Here is a 25,780-nt window from a genome sequence, read left to right as displayed (position 1 = left end):
ATAAAATCAAACGATATGTCTGCACCACGCCACCTTGTAGCATTGCCATCGCTGCGGTGTTTGCAATCTCATTGATACAAAACGCCTTGCCAGCACTGATATACTGGGCGAGTTGTTCATCTGTGCTTTTTAATCAAATTACCACATTTTTCATCAAATAACAAATAATCAAAAATCACCTGATTGCCCACTTGCGATATCTGCAGTGCATTCGTCAATGAAGCGATTATGAAATCTGTCATAGGCTTGCAAAGACAGCATTCTTGCCAATTCATTGGCTGATTTGCCTGCGTTTTTGGACAAAATCAGCATCGATTTGATTTGGTGATACGGTGGTTGCGGTCGCTTTTGTGCCGACAACCATCACAATCATCAGAGATGCCACAAAAGCCGCTTGTGCTGATTTTTTAATATCTTAACCATCAAGCTAGATGCCGCGTGCCACCGTCAGTCCTGCATAAGTCTGTGCTGTTGGCATCAGCTCCATAGAGTTGATATTGACATGCCATGGCAACGAAACCACCCACTGCACGGCATTGCTAATGTCTTGGGCGGTCAGATATGCCACTTGCTCATAAACCGCTGCCGCCTTGTCATCATCGCCCTTAAAGCGGACATTGCTAAACTCCGTACCACCACACAGCCCCGGCTCAATGTTGGTTACTCGCACACGCACGCCCAGCAAATCAGCTCGCAAATTATTGCTAAATTGCTTAACAAATGCCTTACTTGCACCATAGACATTTGCCCCAAAATAAGGGTGATTGCCAGCCGTTGAGCCGATATTGATAATCGTGCCTGAATTTTTTGCCACCATATGTGGCAAGAGCAAATGCGTTACCGTTACCAAGCCTTTGATATTCACATCAATCATCGTCTGCCAATCTGTACTGTCAGCACGATGGGCAGGCTCAAGCCCCAACGCAAGCCCTGCATTATTTACCAGCACATCTATCGCTGACAAATCAATCTTGGTCAATGCAGCCACAGTCGCCTCACTGTCAGCAACATCAAAACACACAGGCAAAAACCGCTCACCCAGCTCATCTTGCAAGGCAGCAAGCCTGTCTGCCCGCCTGCCTGTACCATACACCGTATGACCTGTCGCCACAAAATCGCGAGCGATCTGCTCACCAAAGCCCGAAGTTGCACCTGTAACCAAAATATTCATATCGCTCTCATCTATATCCCAGCTGCCGCTCATCGCAAGCGGTTAATACCATAGCATTTGTTAGCCCCATTATGCAAGCAGATTTATGGCAAATGGGCATTTTTATCACAAATTTCTTTGCCATGCCTTACAAATTACCTCAAGCAACCAAAAACCGATATGCCAAAGTCGCCATCATCAAGCCCACCGTAATCATCAGCACTTTTTTGATAATCACTCCGTCTGATTTGATGGCGTGCATACTGCCCAAATGATTGCCAAGCAGATTTGCCAAAATCATCGGAATGCCAATCAATAACGCCATCTGCCCTGCCATCGCAAATGCCACAAATGCCCCGATATTTGAAGAAAAGTTAAAAATCTTAGAAGTTGCAGAGGCTTGTAACAAACTTAGGCGGTTGATTAAAAACAACGCAATGATAAACAAACTGCCTGTGCCAGGGCCGAAAAATCCATCATAAAATCCCACCAAAAGACAAGTAATAAATACAGCAATAACAGATTGCTTAATCGGCATGTCTTGTTTTTTATTCACCACTTTGCCTTTAAATAAGGTCGCCACCAGCCCCACAGGCAATAAGGCAAAAATGATGTATTCAATCACCTTACTGTCAAATGCCAAAATCGCCTTTGCACCCAAAAACGCCCCCGAAAGCCCTGCGATGATACCCACAGGCACGATTTTCCAAATGATGGATTTGGCTTTAATGAAGTTTTTAATTGCTGCAATCGTGCCGATGGTGCTGACGAGCTTTTCTTGACCCAAGGCAAGCTGTGGTGGCATACCGACCAGCATACACGCAGGCACTAAAATCAGCCCAGCACCGCCTGCAATGGCATCAATATAACCTGCAATAAATGCCGCCACAACCAGCACACCCACACCAATCATAAAATAATTGGCAAGTAAACTACCGTCAATAAACATAGCATTCTCCAAAATAGATTAGATAATTTAGAATAAATTTAAGAAATTTTTAGATAATGGCGACAACCATCAGCGAAAAAATGGCGATGGTCTGGAGCTTGGTATAATCCAAAAACACGAACCAGCCATCTGTCTGTGCTGTCAAATTTTGGTGAAAAACCACTGCGTGTATGCAGCACTCGCTGGTTATCAAAACTTAGCACCTGCCCTGCTGTCAGCGTAATTTTTCGCCAGCGTTTTTGTTGCGTGCTAAGTGCCTTAAAGCTGTTTAACGCCTCGATATGCTCTGGGCTTGTTGTGTGGACATTATGATAATCAAATCGTGAAACAAAATAGCCGTCATGTCTTACAATCAGTGGCAGATTGCGACAGACGGCATGGTTTTGGAATGATGCAGGTCTATGAATATCAAAACAAGGCTCTTGCAAGCGTTGCAGATGCACATTGGATAAATCATCAAGAGCATCATCAAGTCTGATAATACTGGTTGCAACCGCTTCGTGGGTTTTTGGGCAAGATGGCAAGCCTAGGCTGCTATGATAAGGACTGCATTGCAAACCAGAAGTGCTTGGCTGCTGATAAGCAAGCTTCAGCACGGCAAGCCTTGTCATGCTGTCAATAAGCGGGGGGGGGTTGGCGTGTGTAAGAGCGATACATACCACAAGCCGTGCTTAATGTTTGCACAAAATGCTTGGCTTATTGTCCGATTATGGTTATCGGCTGACTTGGCATTGACAATCACACTGTATCCTTTAATAAAACAAAAATCCATGTAACGCATTATAATCCAAAATATTTATTTTTGTAAATATTTTTTATAATAATTTTACAATCAATTGGCAATCTTTATCAAAGGGCTTGATCATTCCGCCATCAGCTTAGGCTTGTCCATCAAACTGCTGACAATGACGCAAATTGGCAACAAAACGCTGCATCTTATCAGCATCTTTAATGCCTTTATCTGCTTCAATGCCGCCACTGACATCAACAGCATAAATCGCCAACTGTGCCGCCAAAGATACATTCTCAGGGGTCAATCCCCCTGCCAAGATTATCGGCAAACTGGCTTGTTTGGGGATAATTGACCAATCAAACCGCTCGCCCGTACCGCCAAATTTATCTGCATGATACGCATCAAGCAGCACCGCTGATGCCCCTGCGGCAGCCAGCTCATCAATCATCGCCCCAATGCTTTGCTCATCGTGCAAGGCAGCATTAATACGCAATGCTTTTATCCACCGTCTGCCAACCAACGCTGCCTGTCTTTGGCATTGTTCTGGGCTTTCATCGCCATGAAACTGAATCAAATCCAGTGGCAGTGCCTGAAAAATGTGCTGCAATTGCTCATCATCAATATTCACCACCAGTGCCACCGTGCTAACAAATGCTGGCACGGCTTGCACCAACTCGGCAGCCTGTGCCACGCTGACTGCTCTTGGACTTTTTGGATAAAATACCAAGCCTATCGCATCCGCACCAGCTGCCACCGCCGCTTGCACATCAGCCCTGCGAGTCAGTCCACAAAATTTGATTTTTATCATCTTAATTACCAACCGTATTCTTACTGATAATTTATAGCCACCAACGCCTTTTAGATTATTTGCTGGGCAACTGGCACGACCCTGTGCCTTGGGTGATTAGCTCAACCGTTGTGGCAGTGAGCGAAAACAACTTCTGCACCTGCTCGGACGCATTGCTCATCGCCAATGTCAGCACATCGCCTTGGCAGGCTTTTTGTAGCACTTCACGCTTGGCATCGGCTTGCACTTGAGCAAAAAGCTTAGGGTCTACTTTGGTTGCACCAAACAAACCTGTCTGCCAATCATACACCACAATATCGTCCAAAAACACCTCAAAAATCTCAGCAGGCGGTAGCGTAATTTGTAATTTACTCGTGCCGTCTTTTGTAGGCTCAAGTTTTACCATGGTTTCATTTAAGTTTGCCAAATCCACCCCTGCCAGCACTCGCCCCTTAACGATAAACAGTCCCTTTTGCCTATCTTGCCACAGTGCTTGCCAAGTGCCATCTTTATTTGCCGTAACAATGGTATCCACCGAAAACGCCACCGTCTGTAGCCGTGAGAGTGATTGAATCTGGCTAACAATGCCCTCTGTGGTCATCACGCTTGCTTTTTTGTTGTCATTTTTTAACATCATGGCGGCAAATGCCAGTGCCAACGCCATCATGATTAACATGATGATATACACGCCCTTGCCTGTTTGCTGGTGCAAATTCTCTCCAGTCAAATGCTTTGTCATTTCCAAAACCCTGCAATCTGCCCAATAATGCTCTAAAATACCACAAAAGCCAACAATTTTGTGCAAAATTGCCGAAAATTTGTTGCACAACGGCAAAAGTTTGCATAATATAGACATTTTATAACAACAACTTTGTAGCAAGGTTTATTCATGAAAGCCAGTCAATTTTTATTTGCCACCTTAAAAGAAACACCGAACGATGCCGACATCATCTCAAGCCAATTGATGGTGCGTGCTGGACTGATTCGCAAACTGGCTTCGGGGCTGTATGTGTGGCTACCAATGGGGCTAAGAGTGCTAAAACGCGTTGAGCGTATCGTGCGTGAGGAGATGGAACGCATTGACAGTCAAGAGTTGCTCATGCCTGTTACGCAGCCCGGTGAGCTGTGGCATGAATCTGGTCGTTGGGAGGATTATGGAGCAGAGCTGTTGCGGTTCAAGGATCGTCATAGCCGTGATTTTGTCTTGGGTCCAACGCATGAAGAGGTCATCACAGACATCGCTCGCAACGAATTAAAAAGCTACAAACAGCTGCCTGTCAGCTTTTATCAAATTCAAACCAAATTCCGCGATGAGATTCGCCCTCGCTTCGGGGTGATGCGTGCCCGTGAATTCACCATGAAAGACGCGTATTCTTTCCATATTGACACGCACTCTTTGGCACAAACCTACCAAGATATGTACGATGCCTACAGCCGTATTTTTAGCCGACTGGGGCTGGATTTTCGTGCCGTGCAGGCAGATACTGGCTCTATCGGTGGTTTTGCCTCGCATGAGTTTCATGTTTTGGCAGACAGTGGCGAAGATGATATTGCATTCTCCAGCGAATCGGATTTTGCTGCCAATGTTGAGCTGGCTGAAGCGATTTGCACCAGCACGCGTCCAGCCGCCACGCAAGCACGAAGCAATGTCGCCACCCCAAATATGCCGACCTGCGAAGCAGTTGCTGAGCATTTGGGCATTGCACTTACACAGACCGTAAAAACGCTAATTGTCAAAGGCAGTCATAGCGAAGACAACCCAGACGCTCCAAAATTTGTCGCACTGGTGCTGCGTGGCGACCACACACTCAATGAAATCAAAGCCGAAAAAATCGCCGCCGTCCACACGCCTTTGACCATGGCAAGCGAAGATGAGCTAAAGCAATTGGGGCTAATTAAAGGCTATATCAGCGTTGATTTACCCATACCGACTTATGTCGATCGTGCCGCAGCGGCGTTGGCGGATTTTGTATCAGGGGCAAATATTGAACATCAGCACACCACAGGCATGAATTGGGAGCGTGATGCCAAGATTGCCGAAGTAGTTGATATTCGCAATGTGGTTGATGGCGACCCTTCACCTGATGGCAAAGGTGTGATTCAGATCAAACGAGGCATTGAGGTTGGGCATATTTTTCAGCTTGGTGATAAATATTCCAAAGCTTTGGGCTGCTCGGTGCTTGGCAAAGAAGGCAAGCCTGTTACCTTAATGATGGGCTGCTATGGCATTGGTGTCAGTCGCATCATTGCTGCCGCCATTGAGCAAAATCATGACGACAAAGGCATTATCTGGGCAAAAACCGACAATCCTGCGGACAGCATTGCACCGTTTTATGTCGCCATCGTGCCTTTGAAATCGAAAACTGGCGAAGCCGAACAAAAAGCCGAAGAGCTTTATCAAATGCTAAAATCTCGTGGCATTAATGTACTGCTTGATGATCGTGATGAAAGAGCAGGTGTCAAATTTGCCGACCTTGAGTTGATTGGCATTCCGCACCGCATCGTGGTATCAGAACGCAATCTTGCCGAGAATAAGTACGAATACGCCGATCGCACCGCAGAAGATAAGCAGTTGCTTAGCCTTGAAGAAGTGCTGGCAAAATTCTAAGCTCACAAATAACAAAAAGACCAGTCTTGTGATTGGTCTTTTTTTGTAAAATACTGACAACAATCCAGCCAGCAATCATTATCCATGCAACAACCCTGCAAAATTAGCTTATTTGGCAAACAAGATTTAGCAGATGGTGGTTGTTTAAGGACGCATCATCTGCCAAAATTTATTTTTAGAACAAGCAAATGGCCAATTTGCTATATTTGACAATCAAAAAGACCAACTACTGCTGGTCTTTTTAGGCTGTCAGCTACTGCCTGATTTGTCGTCCAATCTTTGGCACAGGGTGGTTTTTTACCCGCACAGGGTTGATATCAATGCCGCCACGCCGTGTATAATTGGCTTGAACCATCAGCGATGTGGGTGCAAACAGTCTCAAAAAATCAGCAAAAATCCGCTCAACGCACTGCTCATGAAAGCCATTATGCTGACGAAATGTCAAAATATACGCCAGCACTTGCTGATAATCCACCACCTTGTCCGTGCTGATGGCAACCGATAAAGTCCCCCAATCGGGCTGATTGGTAACAGGGCAATTTGATCTGAGTAGATGACTGTGAAATTGATACTGCATCATCTGACCTGCCTTGGGTTGTAGCAGCGTGCTATCAATATCATCGCTGAGCTCAACTGCCACCCCTGCACGACTTAGCACATCATCTATGCACTCACCCAGCGGTGCAACCAAATCAAACGCTGTCGTATTGAGTGGCTCTATCTGCACCTGCACCATCGCCCCAATGCACGCCGACACATCACGCTCAATCACCGCCTGCACCGCTGACACCGTGGCAAAACGGGTGAAATTTAGACTGTTTAAATACAGTTTTAAAGATTTTGATTCAACAATATTTGGCGAATCGGCAGGGATAATCAATCGTGCCACAGCCACCTGCGAGATGCCAAATTCATCAAGCCATGACAGCTCAAACGCTTGCCAAACATCAACCCCCACCGCCAAATCGTCACTTGCTACCGAAGTGGCTTGATAAATCTCATCACGACCCAGCGTGCGAGTGATGGCGAACAGCACGCTTGCATCATAAGTTTTTGGATAACTTGTTGTCTCGCCCAATACCCCATGGATACTCATCATTCCCCCATCAGCAATCAGCTACAGTCGCAATCTTGAGCCATCAACCAGCAGACGGTAACAAATGGCATACAGCAACACACAAAACGCCAAAATCGCCATAAGCGACCACCATACATTCACATCACTATGCCCCAAAATACCATAGCGAAACGCATTTACCATATAAACAATCGGGTTTAGCAAGGATACATTTTGCCAAAATGGCGACAAATTTTCCAATGAATAAAATACACCGCCCAAATAAGTCAGCGGAGTCAGCACAAAACTTGGAATGATAGAAATATCATCAAACGAACGAGCAAAGACCGCATTGATAAACCCTGCCAGCGAAAATAACACAGCTGTACCAATGATGGTCATCAGCATCACTGTCAGATTTTGTATACCAAGCTGTGTAAAAAACAGTGCCACAATGCTGACAATCAGAGCAATCATCAATCCACGAAACACGCCACCTGCCACATAACCAAGCAAAATAGTATGCTTGGACACAGGCGACACCAGCAATTCCTCAATACTGCCTTGAAATTTCATGCTAAAAAAGCTCGACACCACATTGGAATAACTGTTGGTAATCACCGCCATCATAATCAACCCTGGCACGATAAATTGCATATAAGACACGCCACCCATCTGCCCAACACGACTACCAATCATCTGCCCAAAAATTACAAAATACAGCGTCATGGTAATCACAGGAGGCAATAAAGTCTGCGGCCAAATACGCAAAATACGATGAATTTCTCGGGTTAAGATGGTACAAAATGCCACCCATTGTTGATTTGTGTTCATGATTTTCTCACTCTTGGCTGGGCAGGTTGCCATTTACCAATTTGGATAACTTGTTGTTTTATTTATCAAAATAAGGCAAATCTTGCCAAATGCCGATAAGCGTCGCTACAGCAAACTTGCAGCTACACTTGGTCATTTAATTTGGTGGTTAGTTTGTTTTCAACCAAATTCATAAACAACTCTTCTAGGCGATTGGATTTGTTACGCATACTGGCAATCTGCACGCCCTGATTGGACAATTGAGCAAAAATCCCATTAAGACTGTCGCCTTTTTTGAGAGTAATCTCAAGGCTTAAATTATCAATTTTTTGATGGCGTAATGTATGTTGCAGGGTGATTGGTTCATGATGCTCCTGTGCAAAATCCAGCACAAAACTCTCCACATCAAGGCTTGCCAATAGACTTTTCATGTCAGTATTGATGCGAATTTGCCCCTTATCCAAGATGGCGATATGCTTACACAATTGCTCTGCCTCCTCCAGATAATGCGTGGTCAAAATGATGGTGGTTTTTTCTTCTTGGTTGATATACTCCATGAATTCCCACATTGAGCGGCGTAGCTCAATATCCACACCTGCTGTCGGCTCGTCCAAGATAAGCAATCTGGGCTTGTGCATCAAGGCACGAGCAATCATCAAGCGACGCTTCATACCTCCAGAGAGCATTCTGGATTTGGTATTTCTTTTGTCCCACAACCCCAAAGCCTTGAGCAGTTTTTCGGCACGAGGTTTTGCTTGGCTTTTTGCAATGCCATAATATCCTGCTTGGTTAATCAAAATATCCTGCACATTCTCAAACTGCATGAAGTTAAATTCTTGTGGCACCACGCCCAAAAATTGCTTGGCTTTGGCAGGCTGACGAATCAAATCAACCCCAAAAATCTCAACCGAGCCAGCTGTCGGCGGAAAAAGCGAACTGATGATGCCGATTGTCGTTGATTTGCCTGCACCATTTGGGCCAAGCAGTGCAAAAAAACCACCCTGAGGCACTGTCAAATCTATGCCTTTTAAGGCATGAAAGCCATTGTCATAGACTTTGCTTAGCCCTTGAATTTTCAAGGCTGGCACATTGGTATTATCATGAGTATTGATGTTCATAGATGATTTTGCTTGCAAGTGTTGGCGGTTTTTATGATGGCAATGCTGATTTTTTCAAGGGTCAAAAATTAACAACAAAAAGCCCCAAGCCATTTAATAAAATGACTTGAGACCTTGATGATAATTAGCTTGATTGTTCAATAATATAATCAACAGCGTTTTGTACTTCTTCATCAGAAATATCAGCACCACCGCGTGCTGGCATGGCATTAAAGCCATTGATGGCACTTTGGTACAATGCCGCTTTACCTTTGGCGATACGAGGTGCCCAATCAGCCGTGCCAATCTTTGGTGCACCCACCAAGCCTGCATCATGACAAGTTGAACAAATCGCCTTGTACAAATCCTTGCCCTCTCGTGCCTGTCCCTCAACCGCTGGTGCCAGCACGGTGATATTAATATCACACTTATCCTCTTCATCAGCAAAGCAAACTTTGCCATATGGGGCAATGCGAGCAATCAGGTTTGGGTACATTGCCACCAGTTTTTGTACCTGCGGACTGTCTTGTGGCACTTCTTCTGCTTTTTCGGCAGGGGCAGCTGCATCGGTTGCCCCTGCATCTTCGGCTGGTGCTGCATCACTACCATCGGCTTTAGCAGCACTATCCGCTGCTGTAGTGTCTGCTTTGGTAGCGTCTTCTGTCTTGGCAGTTTCGGCAGGGGCAGTTGTGGTGGCAGTAGCAGCTTGAGCTGGCTCGGTTTGCTTGGTCTGGTTTGCCATAGTTGTTGCCGCAAGCATCGCAGCAACAGAAAACAGAACGGCTTTTTTCATTGTCATCATCTCGTTTTGGCCTTGAGCAATTGCTCTGGGGTGTCAAATCACCTCTGTTGCTGCCTTATCGACAAATTCAAGCAAAGGCGATTCAAACGATATAAAATTTACCTTACTATTATAAGGGAAAAAGCAGGCAAAATGCCATGATTTTTATCAAATCTGTTAAAAATTAGCAAAATTTTTCACAAAATCGCCATTATTTTATCATCATAGGTGGTTTTTTTTGTAAAAACTTGCTAGAATTTGCCCACAAAATATTTTTAGCTACTGCACCTATAGCTCAGTTGGATAGAGTGTCAGCCTCCGAAGCTGAAGGCCGTGGGTTCGATTCCCGCTAGGTGCGCCATTTTATCAACGATTGTTGTTGATCTCGATAATCTCAATCCAGTAACCATCTGGGTCTTTGATAAAGGCGATGTCTTTCATCGTGCCATCTTCTGGGCGTTTTTGAAATTCTACGCCGTTTTTATCAAACCACGCAACCGCCGCCGCCAAATCTGGCACACTAAAGCAAATATGCCCAAAGCCTCGCGGATCGCTGTTGCCGTTATGATAATGAAAATCAGCATCGTCTTGGGTGCCATAATTATGCGTCAGCTCAAGAATCGAACGCTGACGCGAAACAAAATCTTTTAGCTCGTCGCCTGATGGCAAATTTTCTCGCTCTTGTTCGCTTAGTTTTGCTAAAAAATATAAATCAAATTTTGCTTCAGGAAAGCTGCGATGCTTCAGCAAAGTCATGCCCAGCACCCCTGTATAAAATTCCAATGACTTGACTGCATCTTTGACGCGTAGCATGGTATGGTTAAAGATATAACCCTCTGATTGCACAGGAATATCCTGCACGCCTGTTGCTACAGGTGCAGAAACTGGTTGCTTAATTGTCATTACAAACCTCTTTTTTGTTCATCATTTGGATTTTTTGATAAAATCAATTTATTAATATTATCTAAAATATCAATCTTCAAAAAAGTTCACTTTGCCCGTTGCCACATCATACTCTGCACCGACAATCAATAAATCACCTGCATTGACCATATCTTCCAAGATGCGAGAGCCATGCTTGAGCTGACTGACCGACATGCCGACATTGGCACGAATGGAACGGTCAATCAATTCGTCCATGTCCACATCATCGCCTGATGCGGTGGCAATCTCGTGCAAATTCAGCACACTGGGGCGAATGCGATCGACAATTGATTGCAAATTTGGTGAATAATACTGCTCAGGGTTCACCAACGCCTCAATGCAAGCAGTTACCGCACCACAATGCGAATGCCCAAGCACCACCACAAGACGAGTGCCGAATTTTTCGGCAGCAAATTCTACCGAGCCGATCTGGCTGGGAGCGACAACATTGCCTGCGACACGAATCACAAACAAATCGCCAAGCCCCTGATCAAACACCAGCTCCACAGGCACCCGTGCATCCGAACAGCCCAAAATGATGGCACTTGGCTTATGCTCATGCACCAAGGCAGGTGGCGGTATGCTGACATGCTCAGTACTGGCAAGACTGGCAACATAGCGTTCATTGCCTGCCTTGAGTGCCGCCAAGACTTGTTTTGCGGTGAGTTTATCGGACATATACTACCCTAGTTCATTGTGCCGTAGGACGCTTATTGACCTGATTCGGTCTGGTTATCGCCAGTGGTGGCTGGTGCAGGTTTTTTCTCGGCAGCTGGCGGCTGTGCGGTGTGCGGCTCTGGCTGTGCAGTTGGTGCCATTGGTAGCTCCTCATGTGCTGGCGTTGGTGCCGTCTCGCCTGCCTTAGCTGGCGGCACAAGCTGCGACTGCTCTTGTGCTTGGGCTGCTTGCTGTGCTTGTTGCTTGGCTTCTTGCTCTTGGGCACGCTGGCGGCTGATTCGTGCCAGTTCCTCATCGGCGGCAGTTGCCGCTCTGACAGGAATTTCGTTGCCTGTAGCTTGTAGGCGGATACGACGCGGCTGTGTGCTTGCCAAATCGGTAATATCTTGACCTCGCTCGTAATTGTCAATCATTGGCAACAAGCTGGAGATTTTTACCGCTGTTGGCTTGATGCTGTCAGGCAGGGCGAAATTCACCGAAGCCAAAGCAGCTTTTGCCTCTTCGGCAGTGGTAAATTTGCCATAAGTCAGCACATATCGCTGTTTTTTATTGCCATCGGTATAACGAAAATAAGCAAAATCTGCACGGTCTTTGCGTCCATTGAGATAATCCACAATTACCTCATTTTCGCCAACATCCATCAGCTGCACCGCATAACGACTGCCAATATCGGTGAAATAATTTTTGTCCTTAAACTCATCAGGATAGCTACGCAAATCTCGTACCAGCACCGCATTGTCCAAAGGTTTCACCAAAGTCTTCAGCTCATTTAACTCGGTGATGGTGGCAGGCAGTGGCAAATCTGACGATTTAATCTCATTATCTGCTTTGTTGGCAATCACAGGGGTAGCACTAAGTAGCCACACCACCAGCCAAAGCACCGCCACCACAGCTGCCACAATCAGCCAATACATTGCCTGACGGCGGAAATATTTCTCGTTCATCGCGACAGTTTGCGACATAACCTCACCTTGCTATTTTTCAAATTAATTAATCAAACCATCAAGCCGTCTCTGCCAACACTTCTTCTAGTGCCGACAGTTCAAAATCAGCCGTAACAAATGCCTTGCCAATGGCTTTTAATAATACCAAACGAATCTTACCCTGCTGTACTTTTTTGTCATGCCCCATCAGTCCAAGTGCCGTCTGGGTGTCGATGGCAGGGGCGACTGTAGGCAAATTAAACAGGGTTAAAATACGCTTGATACGCACGACATCTGCATGGTCAATCAGCCCCAATTTTGCCGACATCAGTGCTGCCTGCACCATGCCAACCGCCACCGCCTCGCCATGCAACCAATTGCCATAGCCTTGGTGGGTTTCTATCACATGACCAAAAGTGTGCCCAAAGTTTAACAACGCTCGCACGCCAGACTCTCGCTCATCAGCAGCGACAATTTGTGCTTTGTAGGCACAGCAGCGATAGACCATCTGCCCAAGCACCGCCCCATCTTTGGCACGGATTGCCTCTGCATTGTCCTCAAGCCATGCCAAAAACCCATCATCCATAATCAAGGCATATTTGATGACCTCAGCCATGCCAGCGGCAAACTCTCTGTCAGGCAAAGTCCTAAAAGTTGCCATATCTGCCAGCACACACTGCGGCTGCCAAAAAGCCCCAATCATATTCTTGCCCCGCGGGTGATTAATGCCTGTCTTGCCGCCCACGCTAGAGTCCACCTGTGCCAACAATGTGGTTGGTACTTGGATAAAATTCACCCCACGCATAAAACTTGCCGCTGCAAAGCCCACCATGTCGCCAATCACACCACCGCCCAAGGCAATCAAGGTGCAATCACGAGCAAAATGTCGCTCAAGCAAGGCATCATAAATCGCCGTGATGCTGTGCTGATTTTTAAACTGCTCACCATCTGGCAACACGCAGTCATGCACCATAAAGCCGTGCGATTTTAAACCTTGTGCCAGCTCAGACAGATACAGTGGTGCAACGGTTTCATTGCTGACAATCAGCACCTGCGTCCCTTTGATAAAAGGCACAAGGCGACTGACCAAATCCACTTTATCAGCACTTGACTGGATAAAGATTGGATAATCATGACTTTGTGTGTTTACGATTAATGTTTGCTCTGACATGAGCTTTCCTTAATTGTATTTTAATAAATATAAAATAATCCCAGTCAATCACGGCATCTGCTGTGAACTGCTTTCGTCTTGTTGCCGCAGATATGCATCAAGTGCCAACAAAATCTCACCAATCATCTGCTTGGGATAAGCCCGACCTGTTGGCACGATGATATCAGCAACCTCACGGTACAATGGGTTTCTTTGCTCATAAAGCGATTCAAGCACGGCTTTGGGATTATCCGATTGTAACAAAGGGCGATTTTTGTCTTTTTTGGTGCGTGCCAATTGCGTCTCGACACTTGCGTCCAAATAAATCACCAAGCCATTTTTTAGCAATGCACGGTTTTGACTGCGACCAACCGCCCCACCGCCTGTTGCCATGATGATATTTGGCATCGCTGTCAAATCCATCAATGCACGCGTTTCTCGGTCGCGAAATCCTGCCTCGCCTTCTTTTTCAAAAATCCACGGGATATCCGCCCCTGTTTGATTGACGATATACCAATCACAATCAACAAACTGCCTTCCCAAAGATTTGGCGAGCAATTTGCCAATGGTGGTCTTGCCTGCACCCATCGGCCCCACCAAAAAAATCGCAGGCAAGTTCTTGGCTAAATAACTGTTGGCTTTTTCGACAATTATGCTATCAATAATCGCCGAATCCTCTTCGTGCATACACTGTTCCAATGTTTAATAAATAGAGCATAAGCTCAATATAAATCATCTATGATACAATGTTTGGCGGTTTGTTGCCAGTATTTTTGTTGATTGTTTTGCCAAAATTTACAATCAGGATTGTTTTAGCAGGGTTGGCGTGATAAAAATCAGCAATTCCGACTTTTCTTGACTCTTGCTGTCATGACGAAATAACCGCCCAAGCACTGGCACATCGCCCAATTTTGGCACTTTGTTTGTGCCATTTTGTGAGTTTTGGCGATAAATGCCACCAAGCACCACCGTTTGCCCATTTTCAACAATGACATTGGTTTCGATGGCATCTTCTTGGATAGCGACCCTGCCCAATGTTGCCACAGGATTGCCGTTTTTGATGCTAAGCCTTAGGGCAACTTTGCCATCTGGGGTGATGCTTGGGGTAACTTCCAAAATCAGCGATGCTTCCTTAAAGGTGGTGGCAGTCGCTCCAGAACTGGTGGTTTCTTGATAAGGAATCTGCACACCTGATGAGATGCGTGCGGTTTGTTTGTCGGCGGTAAGCACCTTTGGGGTAGAAATCAGCTCGCCTGCATTTTGTGCCTGCATGGCAGACAACTCCAAATCCAGCACCGCCTGTGGTAGATTTAATAAACCAAAAGCAATCCGCCCCATCGCATCACCAACGCCCAGATTGACATTGGTGCCAGTTGCTGTACTATCGGCTGACCATAGACTCGCCCTTGAGCCAGCATATCGCACATTGCCAAGCTGACCCTTTGCCCCCAGACTTATCCCCAGCTGCCGCCCAAAACTTTCGTTGGCAGAGACAATGCGAGCCTCAATCATCACCTGATCAACAGCAACATCAATGTTGGCAATCAAAGCTTTGATGTTCTCAATGCTGGCAGCAACATCTTGGATAATCAAAGTATTGGTGCGTTTGTCAATCGTTACCGTGCCTCGTTCTGACAGTAGTGTACCTCGTTCTGTGATGGTGGTGGTTTCGTCAATTTCGCTACGCTGCACTCTGCTTGGGTTGATACGCAGCACCTCGCCACGCCGAGCACTATTCAGATTGCTACGCTCAATTTTCTCACCACGAATCAACGCCGCCACTTCTTCTGCCTGTGCATAATGCAGACGAATATATTGCGTCAAAACAGGCTGATTGCTCTTGATGGATTTTGAGCTGATAATCCAGACATTGCCCGTCTTTAGTACGGATAAATTCTGCATCTGCACGATAATATCAAACGCCTGATCCCATGCGATATTTGTCAAGCGAATGCTGATATTGCCTGTTACGCTGTCGTCTGTGATGATATTAATTCCTGTAAAACTTGCCAAAATATCAAATACCGCACGCACAGGAATATCGGCAAACTCAAGGCTAATGGGTTTGCCTTGATAAATCTCCTGTGTCTGCTGGCTGGGATTTTTAGTCTGCTCCGCCCATGCTGTCGTTGCCAAAATACCAGCCATCAAAATACCGAAACTGCCATATCTCATAAGTCCGTCCTGTTGTTATTTACCCAAAAACGCCATGGTTGTCTGGTGCGAATAATACCGCCCATCTGCCGCCATCATCGCCTCATTGATGACAATGGTGCGTGCATCTATCCTGACAACCTGTCCATGATTTTTGCCAATATACTGCCCCACCGTCAGCTGATGAATCAGCCCATCAGGGCTTGATATTAATGCCACTTGCCGTGTTTCATCAAAGATATTGCCCTGATAACGCAAACTTGACAAGTCATAACGCTCCAGCGGCTGCCTAACCCTGTCATTATCCACCATCGCTTGTGGCAAGTTGGGTGGCGGTGGCTTTGGCAGGCTCATTGGCTGTGTTTGTTTGGTTAATGCAGGCACATCAGCAAGGCTATTCTTATTAACCGATGGGTCGCTTGGCTTGTCATCAGTATTCATCGTTTGGGCATTGGCATTGGTAGGCTTATCATTTGGCTGATGGTTGGTGGCTATCCTGTTTGCATCATAAAAAGGGTCGCCAAAATCCTGATAGCCTCGTGGCATCGCCACAATCTCAGGCAACCCTTCATTGGTGGCTACAATGGGCTGCTCTGTGATGGCGGCAAGTTTGCCATCAACTATTTGCTTAGGATCATCAGCACACGCTGCCAACATGACGCACGCCCAAATCATCATAACTCTAGCAATCATAAGCCCCCATCTGTTTTGTCTGTTAAAGGCACAACAGGCTTTTTGCTCGCCTGATAGGTGATAAATTCTGCATCAAATACCAAGCGATTATCCGCCTGTGCCTGCAAGCTGACATTTTGCACCGTCAGCAAATGCTCGCTTTCTACCAAGGCAAACAACCACCTGCCCAACGCATGATATCTCCCCACAGCACTGACCGCAATCGGTCGTTGGGTATAATACTCCTGCTCACTGCCTGCCTGCACCTTGGCACTGATGATTTGCACGCCTGCATCTTCAGCCTTGGCATTTATCATGGCAACAATCTGCGTCATCGGTGCCGAACGGGGCAATTTGGCAAGTTCATTTTCTAACAACTCGTTTTGTTTTATCAACTGTTCACGCACCGCTTCGTATTGCTTGCCTGCTTCGTATTTTTCGGCAAACTGCTGTAGCAAAACCTGCTCTTGACTGCGTACTGCCTTAAGCTTGTTTGTGCTGGGTGCAATCAGCCCAATCCATGCAAAAGTACCAACAATCAATAACAAAATCAGCAGCACCGCCCATTGTACAGAGCTGTCCGCATCGGCAATGTTATGACGATCAACCTGCTTTAATTTTTGCCAAAACCGCCAAACAGAATCAAACTTATTCATCACCACCTTCCTGCGGTGCAGTGTCGTCCGCCACTGGCATGGCATCAAGCGTATCCACCGCCACCATCTCAGCAAATTGTGCCGAATCAAACTGCAATACTGTGGCACTCATCGTAAAGTTTGTGCGTCCATCTTGGGCTTTTTGCATGGCGACAACCAACACATCGCTATAAAATCCCGACATCTCAACCGCTCGAGCAAAGGCAGCCACTGCTGGCGTGCTGCTTGCCATGCCTGTCCATGTCAGCTCATCACCTGTCTGCACCAAGCTATCCAATGAAACGCCTTGTGGCAACAGACTTGGCAATTTCTGCCAGCGATACAGCAATTGACCATCCATACTCGTACCAGCCATTGCTTGTCTTTGCTGGCGTGTCTGTTGCAACTGCTGTTGCCAAGTTGCCATCTGCTCAATCCGAGCTTGCAGATTGGCAATTCGCTGTGCAATCTCGGCATTGATGGCACTTTGATGGCTGATTTGCCGACCAATCAAAGCATATATCACAATCACAGTCAGCAGAGCAATCGTCAGTAGCGTGATGCACCTTTGCCGAAATGCTGCCTGTTTTTGCACCCGCCTATCATCTCGCCATGGCAACAAGTTGGTGGCAGGCTCGGTGCGTAATGCCAAAGCAATCGCTCCAGCAAATACAGGCAATTTTGCCACATCAAAGCCATTTGCCACCTGTAGCCATGCTGGCTGGAAAAATTGGCAAGGCATATTCAGCCGTTGATTTAGCAAGGTATCAAAGCCAGCATTATCCGCTTGATTGATACCCACAATCCAAACAGCGACAATCGGCTCATGGTGATAACTGCGATAGCCGTCAATCAACTCAGCAATCTTATCGGACAATATCTGCCATCGGTTCCCACAATCTGTATGCACACCACCCAAAGTCGCCGAAGTTGTCTCAATAGCGGCACTGCTTGGTGGTGCCATGGTATCATCAAAGCGAATCTGATATTCTGCCGTAGGGTCATTATTATCCAATGAATCATGCTTGGCAAAAGCATTATCTGCACGCAAATTATCAAGGTGCGTCTGGGCGGTGGCAAAATTGGCAAAAGCAGGTGAATCGGCTTGGGTGGTGTCAATATCAGCCAAAGGCACATCGCCAAGCTGCTGATAGATGATTTCATGATTGTGATAAATCATCAAACGAACCTGTGGTAGGTCTATGTGGATAATTGCTGTGCCATTATGAGCCTTGTCAATGGACAACAGCCGTGCCATGCTATCGCCATGCACATCGACAGCGTCCGCCTTGGCACCCGCCATCGCCAAAATCTCAACACAATCATCAACCGCACTTTGATACGCCACGGTCAATCTGATGGCAACATCCGCCCTGTCGGCATGGATTGCGGTGGGTGTTGGTGTGGGCAGTTGCCAAAAATCAAAACAGACTTCTGCCAAGTTTTGTCCGATATAGCGTTCGGCATCAAGCAGAATTTGAGCCTCAATTTCTTCATCGCTTAGATTCTCTGGCAGCCAAATTATCTGACTCATCACCGACTCATCGGCAATACCACCAACAATCAGCACATCTGTCGTAGCCAGCCTTTCAAAGATTGCAGCAAGCACGCCTGCCAGTTTTGCTTTATCAACAATTTGCCCAAGCGATATCGCCCCATCGTGTGGCGACTGAGCGGCTGACAATAAATGCCACCGCCCCTGATGATGCGTCAAGACAGTGACATTAATCGCCGTATTGGTAAAATGCACGCCCAATATCGGCGACTCATGACGCTTTGGTTTAATTAGCGAGCCGATTTTTGTCAGTTGTTGCCATCGCACCACCCTGTGCCTCCTTGGTATTATTTATATTACACTGCCATGCTGGCGGTCATTGTCCATCTTGCTGCTCTGCTTCTTTTATTTTCTGTTATTTGTCATCTTGTGCCATGACAAAATCAGCCCAACACCTCGACCAACTCCCCTTCGACCAGATGCATACTGATGGCATGATTGACACGCACAAGGACGAATTTGCCAAGCAGCGTATCATCTCCCTGAAAAATCACTGACCGTGTATTATCCGCCGTACCATGTAAGTACCCCTCACGGCGATTGGCAGGCTCAATCACCAGCACTCGCACAGTCTGCCCAACCATTGCACGGGTTTTGGCAAAGGTTGATTGCTTAATCACCTCTTGAAATTCTGCCAATCGCTGTTTTTTGGTTTGCAAACTAACATCATCGGGCAAATCAGAAGCAGGCGTGCCGGGACGCTTGGAATAAATAAAGCTGTAGGAATGGTCAAAATCAAGCTCCTTGGCAAGATTCAGCGTATCGGCAAAATCCTGATCCGTCTCGCCCGGAAAGCCGATAATAAAATCGCTCGACAAATGCAAATCTGGGCGAATTTCTCGCAACTTATTGATTTGATTGATATAAACATCAACCGTATGGTTGCGTTTCATCGCTGCCAAAATGTTATTTGAGCCACTTTGAATCGGCAAATGCAAATGCGATACCAGCTTATCAATATGCTTATAAGCATCGATAATATCATCGGTAAATTCTAGCGGGTGGCTTGTGGTATAACGAATCCGCTCAATGCCATCAATATGCGATACATAATGCAAAAGCTCACTAAAGCGGCAAATCGTGCCATCGTCTTTTTGTCCACGATATCCATTGACATTTTGCCCCAAAAGGTTAATCTCTCTAACGCCCTGCTCCGCTAGGCTATCAATCTCGGCAAGCACATCATCTAATGGGCGTGATAATTCCTCGCCACGAGTATAAGGCACCACGCAAAATGAGCAATATTTTGAGCAACCTTCCATGATAGAAACAAATGCCGTATAGCCCTCCACTCTTGGCTCTGGCAAAAAGTCAAATTTCTCAATACTAGGAAAGGACACATCAACCACGCCGATACGGTTTTTTGGTGCGAGCAAATCGGCATCGTGCTGTCTGGCTTGGCTGGTTGTCGCTTCGTATAATTCAGGCAAGCGGTGCAAAGTCTGCGGCCCAAAAATCATATCCACATAAGGGGCTCGTTTTTGGATATTATCCCCTTCTTGTGAGGCGACACAACCACCAACACCAATCACCAAATTGGGATTTTTTTCTTTTAATTTACGCCATCTGCCCAGCTCAGAAAATACCTTTTCTTGTGCTTTTTCGCGAATCGAACAAGTATTCATAATCAGCACATCAGCTTCGCTGATGTCGGTTGTGATGGTCATGCCATGACTGCTGCCCAGCACATCGCCCATTTTTTGGCTATCGTATTCATTCATCTGACAGCCTTGGGTAACGATATAGACTTTTTTGCCTATTTTTGAGCCGTCATCTGCCACTGTGGTATTTGGCAGCATCTGGGTAGTATGCTGATTTTGGCGATCTAAGGCTGGATTAAAAGTGCCAACGGTCATGGTTTTCTCCAAGGGTTTGCAAAAAGATAAATTTCAGCTATTTTAACACATCAGCCATGGGCTGTACATACGACCTAGCCTGACAAATCCGCCAAACAGGTTGTATCTGCAGGCAGATTTTGTTATTATAATAATAATCATTTTTATCAAAACTTGAGTATTTGCTTGATGCAAATAAACAGCCAGCATATCTCAAGTCAAATAGGATAAAAATAAACAACAGGGTTGTTTTAAGCGGTTGATTGTAATTGAGCCACAAATCGGATAAGTGATATTTGTCATTAGGCTTGTGCTTTTTATAACTTGGTTGGATTGTGCCCAAAGGAGTAGTCATGGCATTTTTTGATGCAGCATTGCTGGTTGGCATTGCCGAGAGTCTCATGTTTGTCATACCAATCTTCATCATTGCCCACACCATCAAAACCATCTGGCATAATCACAAAGCAAAACAAATGCTCTTTTTGCCAAATGCTCAGCTAAAAAAATATTGGCTACACGGTACGCTGATGATGTTGATTTGTTTGATTATTTATTTTGCTTTTGGTAAAAATTAGCAATTGTTAGGGTTAGGCAAAACCAAGTTGCTTTATATCGATAATCTTTTGGTGATCTTTGGCTTATAGAGCTTAAAAATATAAAAGCTGTTGATTTTTTATACAATTTATTGCAATATAACAATCAATTATAGTTTTGTTATTTTTTACTTATTTTTGTGCACAAGGAGAATGCTATGCGTGAATTGTCATTAAAAGAAATTGAGATGGTTAGTGGTGGTATGCGAGATAATTTTACCAATGGTGGCAATATGGGCGGTGGTCGTATTGCGGATTCTATAGCTGTTGGTGCATTGTCTAACATGGCAGGTTATTCAGCTGACAAGCTGGCTTCAGGCGAATCTCCCACTCAACAAGGCATGATAATCAGTGCATTCATGGGCGGATTTACGGGATTTTTTGGTGGTCCAATCCAAAGTGGGAAACAAGCAATTAATATCATTGGGTCAAATGCCGCCGCTGGTGCAGCTGGATCAGGTCTATCCAGAATAGGTCGAACAAACTCGCAGCAAGCTGGAACAGACTATCAAAATACATCTCAAGCAGGCACAAACTATCAATAGACATCAAAACAAACAAGTTAATATAAATATGGAATTATTTTCGTTAAAAGAAATTCTGCCTATTGCGATCACTAATGGCTCATTCATCACAGTTTCTTTTTTAATCATTGATCGCCTGCTGCCAAAAATTGGCTTGAATATCATTCATGGTGCCAAAATTTGGCTTGCGACCTTTTTATACCTGATTGCCCTATGGTTGTTTGGTGGCTATGTTGAATACTGGCTATCTTGTATCTTAAATTATTTTTTTAGTTGATATAAATTACATCAAAAAGAGGGGGAATTTAACAAAGGGTTACTTTTTTGCATTTGGTTATAATGAGCGATACAAACCAAATCAATGATGGTTTTAACATTTTATTTGGTTTTATGTTTTTTATGATCTAGTTGGATTGTATTGAAAAGGAGTATTATCATGCGTGAACTGTCATTAAAAGAAATTGAGATGGTTAGTGGTGGTATGCGTCAAGATGTGGGAAAGACTAGCGGTGGGAACGGCAATAATGGTCTTGGAGGGGCTATGGCGGTTGGTGCAATATCCAATGCAGCAGGTTACACGGGTGGCAAACTAGCAACAGGCGAACCTGTTACAGTAGGAGGTATTGTGCTCAGCGGGGCAGTTGGAGCAAACTATGGCTACGCTGGCGGTCCTCTTCGGAGCAGAATGCAGACAATGGACACGATTGGTCTGAACTTTAACGGAAGTTTTATTGTTTCAGCATATGACAACTTTATGAAGAAAAGCTCACAAAGGGCTGGGACAGACTATCAAAATTCATCTCAAGCTGGAACCAATTATCAATAAACTCAGCTCAAGGATAGGTAACTATGATTGAAATCGCACCTTTTAAGCCTAGAGAAGAGTTGGCATATCTGCTGACAAGGATTTTATTTATAATAATAAGCATGTGTATCACAATCTATTTATCAGCAAAACTAAACTTAAGACCAGACTCGATGCGCAAGCCAGTGCTATTTTTCTTTTGTTACTTTATTCTGATTGTATTGTTCAGCAATTCTCTTGATAGCTGGCTATTTTGTGTTTTGGGTTATTTTTTTGATTGATATAAATTGATATGAATAGAAGAACTTGAAATATCTCTTGTTTAAAACAAAATGGTAAAGGATTAGCATATTATGGTAAATCTTAACAAGCAGACACAGCATGATTTTTTAACCAATTATCAAGATAAAAAGCCCTATTTATTTAAAAATATTGCTGGTATTGATTGGTTTGACTGGTTGCAAATCAATCAAATTATTGAACGAGCAGATATTATCTCGGATGATTTTAAAATCGCTCATCAAGGCATTGTAGAAAAACATCACTATGTAGAAAGCTTTATTGAAGTGGGTATGCTTCGCCATCGTCTAATAAAACCTGCGGTGTATAACCTACTCCAAAACGGTGCTACGGTAATTGCCAATAAAATCATTAACGAACCTGCTGTTGATCATTTTGCTCGTCAGATTGCACAGATGACCAACAGACAAACAGTAAGCAGTATGTATGTGGCTTTTGGCGATAAAGATTCGTATAAGGCACACTGGGATACAAGAGATGTCTTCGCTATTCAAATAAAAGGTCGTAAACGCTGGGTAATTTATCAGCCGACTTTTCCCAATCCCTTATATATGCAGCAAAGTAAGTATTATGAAGACACGCACCCCTGCCCAAAAGAGCCAATCATGGACATTGTCCTAGAAGCAGGCGATATGCTATATATACCTTGTGGTTGGTGGCACAACCCATCGCCACTAGGCGAAGAAACGGTACATTTGGCAATTGGGACATTTCCTGCTTTTGGGCTTGATTACACAGAGTGGCTGTCTCAGAAATTACCTGAAATTCTAGCTATCAGAAAGCCTTTATCAAATTGGCAAAATGACCAAGAAAATATACAATCATTAGCTAACAACATAGCCAACATAATTGCCAATAAAACCAATTATGATCAATTTATGCAAGAATTTATCGCCAATCACAGATTGCCAAGCAAGCTAAATTTAGAACTTTTGGGTAATAATCAAGTCAGTAAACTACCCCTATCTGCCACATTAAGGCTAAATTCCACCCAAAGCTATGATGATGACAGCGAATATATCATTACCAATGGCATTAAATTAAATTTAGACTCTGACTTAAAGTCAGTGTTGATCCATATTGCCAAAAACCCAAATATCAGTGTTGATGAAATCTTGACAGTGACTAATGCAATAGATACAGATAAGATTGCAAAAACACTATATACCTTATGTGCTAACGATGTGCTAGAGGTTGTGAAATACTAGATGACAAATCCACTATTTCGTCCAGAAGCCTTATCTGCCCAAAAAGCCAAACACCAAAGATTCACAATAGGCTTTTTGTATAATGAATCTGTCTTGGCTGCAAAATAGGAAAACTTATGAGTAATTTAATCAGTAGTGAAACCATGTACGAAGTGATGGAATGGGCGTACAAAAAGGCAAACAACGGCATTGGCTTTGGCTCGGCAGAAGAAATGGCAAATGATTATTTGTCTGAAAGTGGCAGTTTGGAGGATAGAATCAACTCGCTTATTCGCTGGCAAAATGCCAAAGCAGGCTCAACAGGATTTGCCACAGGTCTAGGAGGGCTGATTACACTTCCTGCAACCTTGCCAGCCAATATCGCCTCTACTTTATACATACAAATTCGCATGATTTCTGCGATTGCTCACATGGCAGGTTATGACATCCAGCACGACAAAGTAAAAACAATGGTATATATGTGCTTGCTTGGTAATGGTGCAGGCGAAGTCTTAAAGGATTTTGGAGTAACAGCTGGCACAAAATTTGCCGAACAATTTATCACAAAAAAGATTACTGGCGAAATGCTCACCAAGATTAACAAAGCAATCGGCTTTCGTTTGGTAACAAAGGCAGGTTCAACAGGTCTAATCAATCTTACCAAGCTCGTACCCGTATTGGGTGGTGTGGTCAGTGGTACTTTTGATGCAGTAACCACCAATATAGTTGGCAATACCGCTCGCAATATATTTCTGGATACAAAGAATCAAAATTTTGATGGTTTTCGCGGCAATGTCTACAATCAAGATGGAACAAAGGCAGGATAATGCTTGATGATTAAAGGGTGTTGCAGCCTCAAAAGCACACCCAACCCAAACCCCACTGTGCCTACAAATAACAAGCCCAAGTGTATTTTTCATGCACAAGATTTGAAATAACGCTTGGTTTTGTATTTAAACCTTGCAAGACAGACCTATCCTTGAACAGCCATAACTCTCGATGGCAAATGTTTCGTCTTGCCTTGTCGGTGTTTTGACATTGGCATTATCTCTTGATAAGGCTTTTTACCATCAGAATAAGGTAGCTTGTTTTGGTCGGTATATGAAATCTCAACCATGTGCGTTGAATTATTTTGGCTGATATAAATCATGCTCAATAATAAATGACCCAAACTTAGACCATCGCTTATTGAGCATTGCTTTTTGCCGTCTTAAATCTTATATCAACAGCCCAAGTGTTGAATTTTATTAAAAATATCGACGCAATGCACCCTGAAGGGCGTCGATAAGCTCTTGTGCATCATCTCCATCAACTTCAGCAATTTTCTTGATTAAGGAACTTAGGCTTTCTTTTACCAAAGGTTTGTTGTCATACTTTCCGCCTTCGGTATTTGCATAATAATGGTCTAAAAACACCTCAGTTAGCATATAGCCATTCCGATGACATGCTGCGATTGCAATTGCTCTTTTTTGAGAAGTTGTTTCATGGGCTTCAATAATACGCCCCAAAGTATCCTGATTTTTTCGCTTATAGGCATTCCAAGTCTCAATTAAGGTGGCGTTATAGATATCGCCTGCCGCACTCATTGCTGTTCCAGCTGCTTTTAGCAAAGAATTCCAAAAACTCATGGTATATTCTCCTTGGTGGTATAAATCAATAAAGCCATAAATTTATTTTAAATTACCCCCCCCTTTTTTTTTGTCAACCAAATTTTACATATTTTTAAACCCAAAAAAATTACAACTTTTATACACGCAAACAGTAGCAGACTTATTACCCTAAAAGTGTTAAAGTGTTATAATTTTCTATTTATGCCCAGTGTGCTAAATGGCAATTTAATCAAAGTATTAACCCAGATTGCCAAGCTCAG

The 25,780-nt window shown here is 44.5% G+C and carries 27 protein-coding genes and 1 tRNA gene; 7 read left to right on the top strand and 21 right to left on the bottom strand.

All coding sequences use genetic code 11. From position 1 onward, the window contains the following. Positions 1 to 168: 168 nt before the first annotated feature. From EL162_RS09940 to EL162_RS03625, 6 genes are all read right to left on the bottom strand, one after another. On the bottom strand, positions 169 to 312 hold the full coding sequence (locus EL162_RS09940; protein ID WP_170161408.1) for a hypothetical protein: 144 nt from the start codon (positions 310 to 312) through the stop codon (positions 169 to 171). Between the two features lie 115 nt (positions 313 to 427). After that, positions 428 to 1,171 carry an SDR family NAD(P)-dependent oxidoreductase gene (locus EL162_RS03645; RefSeq protein WP_126330170.1) on the bottom strand — a complete coding sequence of 248 codons (744 nt, stop codon included), beginning with the start codon at positions 1,169 to 1,171 and terminating at the stop codon, positions 428 to 430. Positions 1,172 to 1,310: 139 nt separating this feature from the next. Beyond that, a complete protein-coding gene (locus EL162_RS03640) occupies positions 1,311 to 2,099 on the bottom strand; it encodes a sulfite exporter TauE/SafE family protein (RefSeq protein WP_126330168.1) in 789 nt (262 codons plus the stop codon). Between the two features lie 38 nt (positions 2,100 to 2,137). Next, positions 2,138 to 2,695: a TauD/TfdA family dioxygenase gene (locus EL162_RS03635; RefSeq protein WP_170161407.1), complete on the bottom strand. Its 558-nt coding sequence runs from the start codon at positions 2,693 to 2,695 to the stop codon at positions 2,138 to 2,140. 282 nt (positions 2,696 to 2,977) lie between these two features. After that, positions 2,978 to 3,640 (bottom strand): phosphoribosylanthranilate isomerase, encoded by a 663-nt coding sequence (locus tag EL162_RS03630; RefSeq protein WP_126330164.1) that lies wholly within the window; start codon positions 3,638 to 3,640, stop codon positions 2,978 to 2,980. 55 nt (positions 3,641 to 3,695) lie between these two features. Next, on the bottom strand, positions 3,696 to 4,358 hold the full coding sequence (locus EL162_RS03625; RefSeq protein ID WP_170161406.1) for a DUF4230 domain-containing protein: 663 nt from the start codon (positions 4,356 to 4,358) through the stop codon (positions 3,696 to 3,698). Positions 4,359 to 4,508: 150 nt separating this feature from the next. Between EL162_RS03625 and EL162_RS03620 the strand changes: the two genes are divergently transcribed. Next, positions 4,509 to 6,227, top strand: a complete 1,719-nt coding sequence (locus EL162_RS03620; protein WP_126330160.1) for a proline--tRNA ligase — start codon at positions 4,509 to 4,511, stop codon at positions 6,225 to 6,227. A gap of 253 nt (positions 6,228 to 6,480) precedes the next feature. Here the strand turns inward: EL162_RS03620 and queF are convergent, their stop codons facing one another. The 4 genes from queF to EL162_RS03600 all read right to left on the bottom strand — a co-directional run bounded on the left by queF (position 6,481) and on the right by EL162_RS03600 (position 9,996). Beyond that, positions 6,481 to 7,323, bottom strand: a complete 843-nt coding sequence (gene queF, locus EL162_RS03615) for an NADPH-dependent 7-cyano-7-deazaguanine reductase QueF (protein ID WP_126331658.1) — start codon at positions 7,321 to 7,323, stop codon at positions 6,481 to 6,483. Between the two features lie 21 nt (positions 7,324 to 7,344). Continuing rightward, a complete protein-coding gene (locus EL162_RS03610; RefSeq protein WP_076554833.1) occupies positions 7,345 to 8,118 on the bottom strand; it encodes an ABC transporter permease in 774 nt (257 codons plus the stop codon). Positions 8,119 to 8,240: 122 nt separating this feature from the next. Next, on the bottom strand, positions 8,241 to 9,215 hold the full coding sequence (locus EL162_RS03605) for an ABC transporter ATP-binding protein (protein WP_126330158.1): 975 nt from the start codon (positions 9,213 to 9,215) through the stop codon (positions 8,241 to 8,243). Positions 9,216 to 9,339: 124 nt separating this feature from the next. Next, positions 9,340 to 9,996 carry a c-type cytochrome gene (locus tag EL162_RS03600; RefSeq protein WP_126330156.1) on the bottom strand — a complete coding sequence of 219 codons (657 nt, stop codon included), beginning with the start codon at positions 9,994 to 9,996 and terminating at the stop codon, positions 9,340 to 9,342. Between the two features lie 263 nt (positions 9,997 to 10,259). Here EL162_RS03600 and EL162_RS03595 point away from each other — a divergent pair. Beyond that, positions 10,260 to 10,336 (top strand) — tRNA-Arg (locus EL162_RS03595). 5 nt (positions 10,337 to 10,341) lie between these two features. Here EL162_RS03595 and gloA read toward each other — a convergent pair. From gloA to miaB, 10 genes are all read right to left on the bottom strand, one after another. Then, positions 10,342 to 10,878, bottom strand: a complete 537-nt coding sequence (gene gloA, locus EL162_RS03590; RefSeq protein ID WP_126330154.1) for a lactoylglutathione lyase — start codon at positions 10,876 to 10,878, stop codon at positions 10,342 to 10,344. A 69-nt stretch (positions 10,879 to 10,947) separates the two neighbouring features. Continuing rightward, complete coding sequence (locus tag EL162_RS03585; RefSeq protein ID WP_076554837.1) at positions 10,948 to 11,577, bottom strand: carbonic anhydrase; 630 nt, start codon at positions 11,575 to 11,577, stop codon at positions 10,948 to 10,950. 32 nt (positions 11,578 to 11,609) lie between these two features. Beyond that, positions 11,610 to 12,539, bottom strand: a complete 930-nt coding sequence (locus EL162_RS03580; RefSeq protein WP_126330152.1) for a hypothetical protein — start codon at positions 12,537 to 12,539, stop codon at positions 11,610 to 11,612. A gap of 40 nt (positions 12,540 to 12,579) precedes the next feature. After that, entirely contained in the window at positions 12,580 to 13,671 is a 1,092-nt protein-coding gene (aroB, locus tag EL162_RS03575) for a 3-dehydroquinate synthase (RefSeq protein WP_126330150.1), read from the bottom strand. Between the two features lie 48 nt (positions 13,672 to 13,719). Beyond that, positions 13,720 to 14,337, bottom strand: a complete 618-nt coding sequence (locus EL162_RS03570; RefSeq protein WP_126330148.1) for a shikimate kinase — start codon at positions 14,335 to 14,337, stop codon at positions 13,720 to 13,722. A 114-nt stretch (positions 14,338 to 14,451) separates the two neighbouring features. After that, positions 14,452 to 15,825, bottom strand: a complete 1,374-nt coding sequence (locus tag EL162_RS03565; RefSeq protein WP_126330146.1) for a type IV pilus secretin PilQ — start codon at positions 15,823 to 15,825, stop codon at positions 14,452 to 14,454. 15 nt (positions 15,826 to 15,840) lie between these two features. Then, the gene (locus EL162_RS03560; protein WP_126330144.1) at positions 15,841 to 16,497 is read right to left on the bottom strand and encodes a pilus assembly protein PilP; all 657 of its coding nucleotides are present in this window, start codon (positions 16,495 to 16,497) and stop codon (positions 15,841 to 15,843) included. Next, the gene (locus tag EL162_RS03555) at positions 16,494 to 17,132 is read right to left on the bottom strand and encodes a type IV pilus inner membrane component PilO (RefSeq protein WP_170161405.1); all 639 of its coding nucleotides are present in this window, start codon (positions 17,130 to 17,132) and stop codon (positions 16,494 to 16,496) included. The genes EL162_RS03560 and EL162_RS03555 overlap by 4 nt, the downstream gene beginning before the upstream one ends. Continuing rightward, complete coding sequence (pilM, locus tag EL162_RS03550; RefSeq protein WP_126330140.1) at positions 17,125 to 18,933, bottom strand: pilus assembly protein PilM; 1,809 nt, start codon at positions 18,931 to 18,933, stop codon at positions 17,125 to 17,127. Before pilM ends, EL162_RS03555 begins: the two co-directional genes overlap by 8 nt. 116 nt (positions 18,934 to 19,049) lie before the next feature. Beyond that, complete coding sequence (gene miaB / locus EL162_RS03545) at positions 19,050 to 20,522, bottom strand: tRNA (N6-isopentenyl adenosine(37)-C2)-methylthiotransferase MiaB (protein WP_126330138.1); 1,473 nt, start codon at positions 20,520 to 20,522, stop codon at positions 19,050 to 19,052. Between the two features lie 332 nt (positions 20,523 to 20,854). On the opposite strand from miaB, the gene EL162_RS03540 reads away from it, so the two are divergent. From EL162_RS03540 to EL162_RS03520, 5 genes are all read left to right on the top strand, one after another. Further along, positions 20,855 to 21,076 (top strand): hypothetical protein, encoded by a 222-nt coding sequence (locus EL162_RS03540; protein ID WP_126330136.1) that lies wholly within the window; start codon positions 20,855 to 20,857, stop codon positions 21,074 to 21,076. Positions 21,077 to 21,252: 176 nt separating this feature from the next. Next, positions 21,253 to 21,639, top strand: a complete 387-nt coding sequence (locus EL162_RS03535) for a hypothetical protein (RefSeq protein WP_126330134.1) — start codon at positions 21,253 to 21,255, stop codon at positions 21,637 to 21,639. A 415-nt stretch (positions 21,640 to 22,054) separates the two neighbouring features. After that, positions 22,055 to 22,444: a hypothetical protein gene (locus EL162_RS03530; protein WP_126330132.1), complete on the top strand. Its 390-nt coding sequence runs from the start codon at positions 22,055 to 22,057 to the stop codon at positions 22,442 to 22,444. A gap of 332 nt (positions 22,445 to 22,776) precedes the next feature. Next, positions 22,777 to 23,931: a JmjC domain-containing protein gene (locus EL162_RS03525; protein WP_126330130.1), complete on the top strand. Its 1,155-nt coding sequence runs from the start codon at positions 22,777 to 22,779 to the stop codon at positions 23,929 to 23,931. A gap of 116 nt (positions 23,932 to 24,047) precedes the next feature. Continuing rightward, positions 24,048 to 24,737 (top strand): EcsC family protein, encoded by a 690-nt coding sequence (locus EL162_RS03520; RefSeq protein WP_126330128.1) that lies wholly within the window; start codon positions 24,048 to 24,050, stop codon positions 24,735 to 24,737. A gap of 420 nt (positions 24,738 to 25,157) precedes the next feature. Here the strand turns inward: EL162_RS03520 and EL162_RS03515 are convergent, their stop codons facing one another. Continuing rightward, a complete protein-coding gene (locus tag EL162_RS03515) occupies positions 25,158 to 25,538 on the bottom strand; it encodes a hypothetical protein (protein ID WP_126330126.1) in 381 nt (126 codons plus the stop codon). Positions 25,539 to 25,780 lie beyond the last annotated feature (242 nt).

The sequence above is a fragment of the Moraxella cuniculi genome, from assembly GCF_900637105.1.
GTDB classification, from domain to species: Bacteria; Pseudomonadota; Gammaproteobacteria; order Pseudomonadales; family Moraxellaceae; genus Moraxella; species Moraxella cuniculi.
Note: the sequence above shows the minus strand (reverse complement) of the source record. Positions and strands in the feature narration are given on the sequence as shown.

Excerpts from the sequence above, each read along its gene's own strand:
- EL162_RS03540 (WP_126330136.1), top strand. The coding sequence starts at position 20,855 with ATGGCATTTTTTGATGCAGCATTGCTGGTTGGCATTGCCGAGAGTCTC.
- EL162_RS03525 (WP_126330130.1), top strand. The coding sequence starts at position 22,777 with ATGGTAAATCTTAACAAGCAGACACAGCATGATTTTTTAACCAATTAT.
- EL162_RS03630 (WP_126330164.1), bottom strand. The coding sequence starts at position 3,640 with ATGATAAAAATCAAATTTTGTGGACTGACTCGCAGGGCTGATGTGCAA.
- EL162_RS03570 (WP_126330148.1), bottom strand. The coding sequence starts at position 14,337 with ATGCACGAAGAGGATTCGGCGATTATTGATAGCATAATTGTCGAAAAA.
- EL162_RS03605 (WP_126330158.1), bottom strand. The coding sequence starts at position 9,215 with ATGAACATCAATACTCATGATAATACCAATGTGCCAGCCTTGAAAATT.
- EL162_RS03565 (WP_126330146.1), bottom strand. The coding sequence starts at position 15,825 with ATGAGATATGGCAGTTTCGGTATTTTGATGGCTGGTATTTTGGCAACG.
- miaB (WP_126330138.1), bottom strand. The coding sequence starts at position 20,522 with ATGACCGTTGGCACTTTTAATCCAGCCTTAGATCGCCAAAATCAGCAT.
- EL162_RS09940 (WP_170161408.1), bottom strand. The coding sequence starts at position 312 with ATGCTGATTTTGTCCAAAAACGCAGGCAAATCAGCCAATGAATTGGCA.
- EL162_RS03600 (WP_126330156.1), bottom strand. The coding sequence starts at position 9,996 with ATGATGACAATGAAAAAAGCCGTTCTGTTTTCTGTTGCTGCGATGCTT.
- EL162_RS03620 (WP_126330160.1), top strand. The coding sequence starts at position 4,509 with ATGAAAGCCAGTCAATTTTTATTTGCCACCTTAAAAGAAACACCGAAC.
- EL162_RS03585 (WP_076554837.1), bottom strand. The coding sequence starts at position 11,577 with ATGTCCGATAAACTCACCGCAAAACAAGTCTTGGCGGCACTCAAGGCA.
- EL162_RS03625 (WP_170161406.1), bottom strand. The coding sequence starts at position 4,358 with ATGACAAAGCATTTGACTGGAGAGAATTTGCACCAGCAAACAGGCAAG.
- EL162_RS03640 (WP_126330168.1), bottom strand. The coding sequence starts at position 2,099 with ATGTTTATTGACGGTAGTTTACTTGCCAATTATTTTATGATTGGTGTG.
- EL162_RS03560 (WP_126330144.1), bottom strand. The coding sequence starts at position 16,497 with ATGATTGCTAGAGTTATGATGATTTGGGCGTGCGTCATGTTGGCAGCG.
- EL162_RS03520 (WP_126330128.1), top strand. The coding sequence starts at position 24,048 with ATGAGTAATTTAATCAGTAGTGAAACCATGTACGAAGTGATGGAATGG.
- EL162_RS03610 (WP_076554833.1), bottom strand. The coding sequence starts at position 8,118 with ATGAACACAAATCAACAATGGGTGGCATTTTGTACCATCTTAACCCGA.
- EL162_RS03580 (WP_126330152.1), bottom strand. The coding sequence starts at position 12,539 with ATGTCGCAAACTGTCGCGATGAACGAGAAATATTTCCGCCGTCAGGCA.
- EL162_RS03645 (WP_126330170.1), bottom strand. The coding sequence starts at position 1,171 with ATGAATATTTTGGTTACAGGTGCAACTTCGGGCTTTGGTGAGCAGATC.
- EL162_RS03515 (WP_126330126.1), bottom strand. The coding sequence starts at position 25,538 with ATGAGTTTTTGGAATTCTTTGCTAAAAGCAGCTGGAACAGCAATGAGT.
- queF (WP_126331658.1), bottom strand. The coding sequence starts at position 7,323 with ATGAGTATCCATGGGGTATTGGGCGAGACAACAAGTTATCCAAAAACT.
- aroB (WP_126330150.1), bottom strand. The coding sequence starts at position 13,671 with ATGTCAGAGCAAACATTAATCGTAAACACACAAAGTCATGATTATCCA.
- EL162_RS03530 (WP_126330132.1), top strand. The coding sequence starts at position 22,055 with ATGCGTGAACTGTCATTAAAAGAAATTGAGATGGTTAGTGGTGGTATG.
- EL162_RS03535 (WP_126330134.1), top strand. The coding sequence starts at position 21,253 with ATGCGTGAATTGTCATTAAAAGAAATTGAGATGGTTAGTGGTGGTATG.
- gloA (WP_126330154.1), bottom strand. The coding sequence starts at position 10,878 with ATGACAATTAAGCAACCAGTTTCTGCACCTGTAGCAACAGGCGTGCAG.
- EL162_RS03555 (WP_170161405.1), bottom strand. The coding sequence starts at position 17,132 with ATGAATAAGTTTGATTCTGTTTGGCGGTTTTGGCAAAAATTAAAGCAG.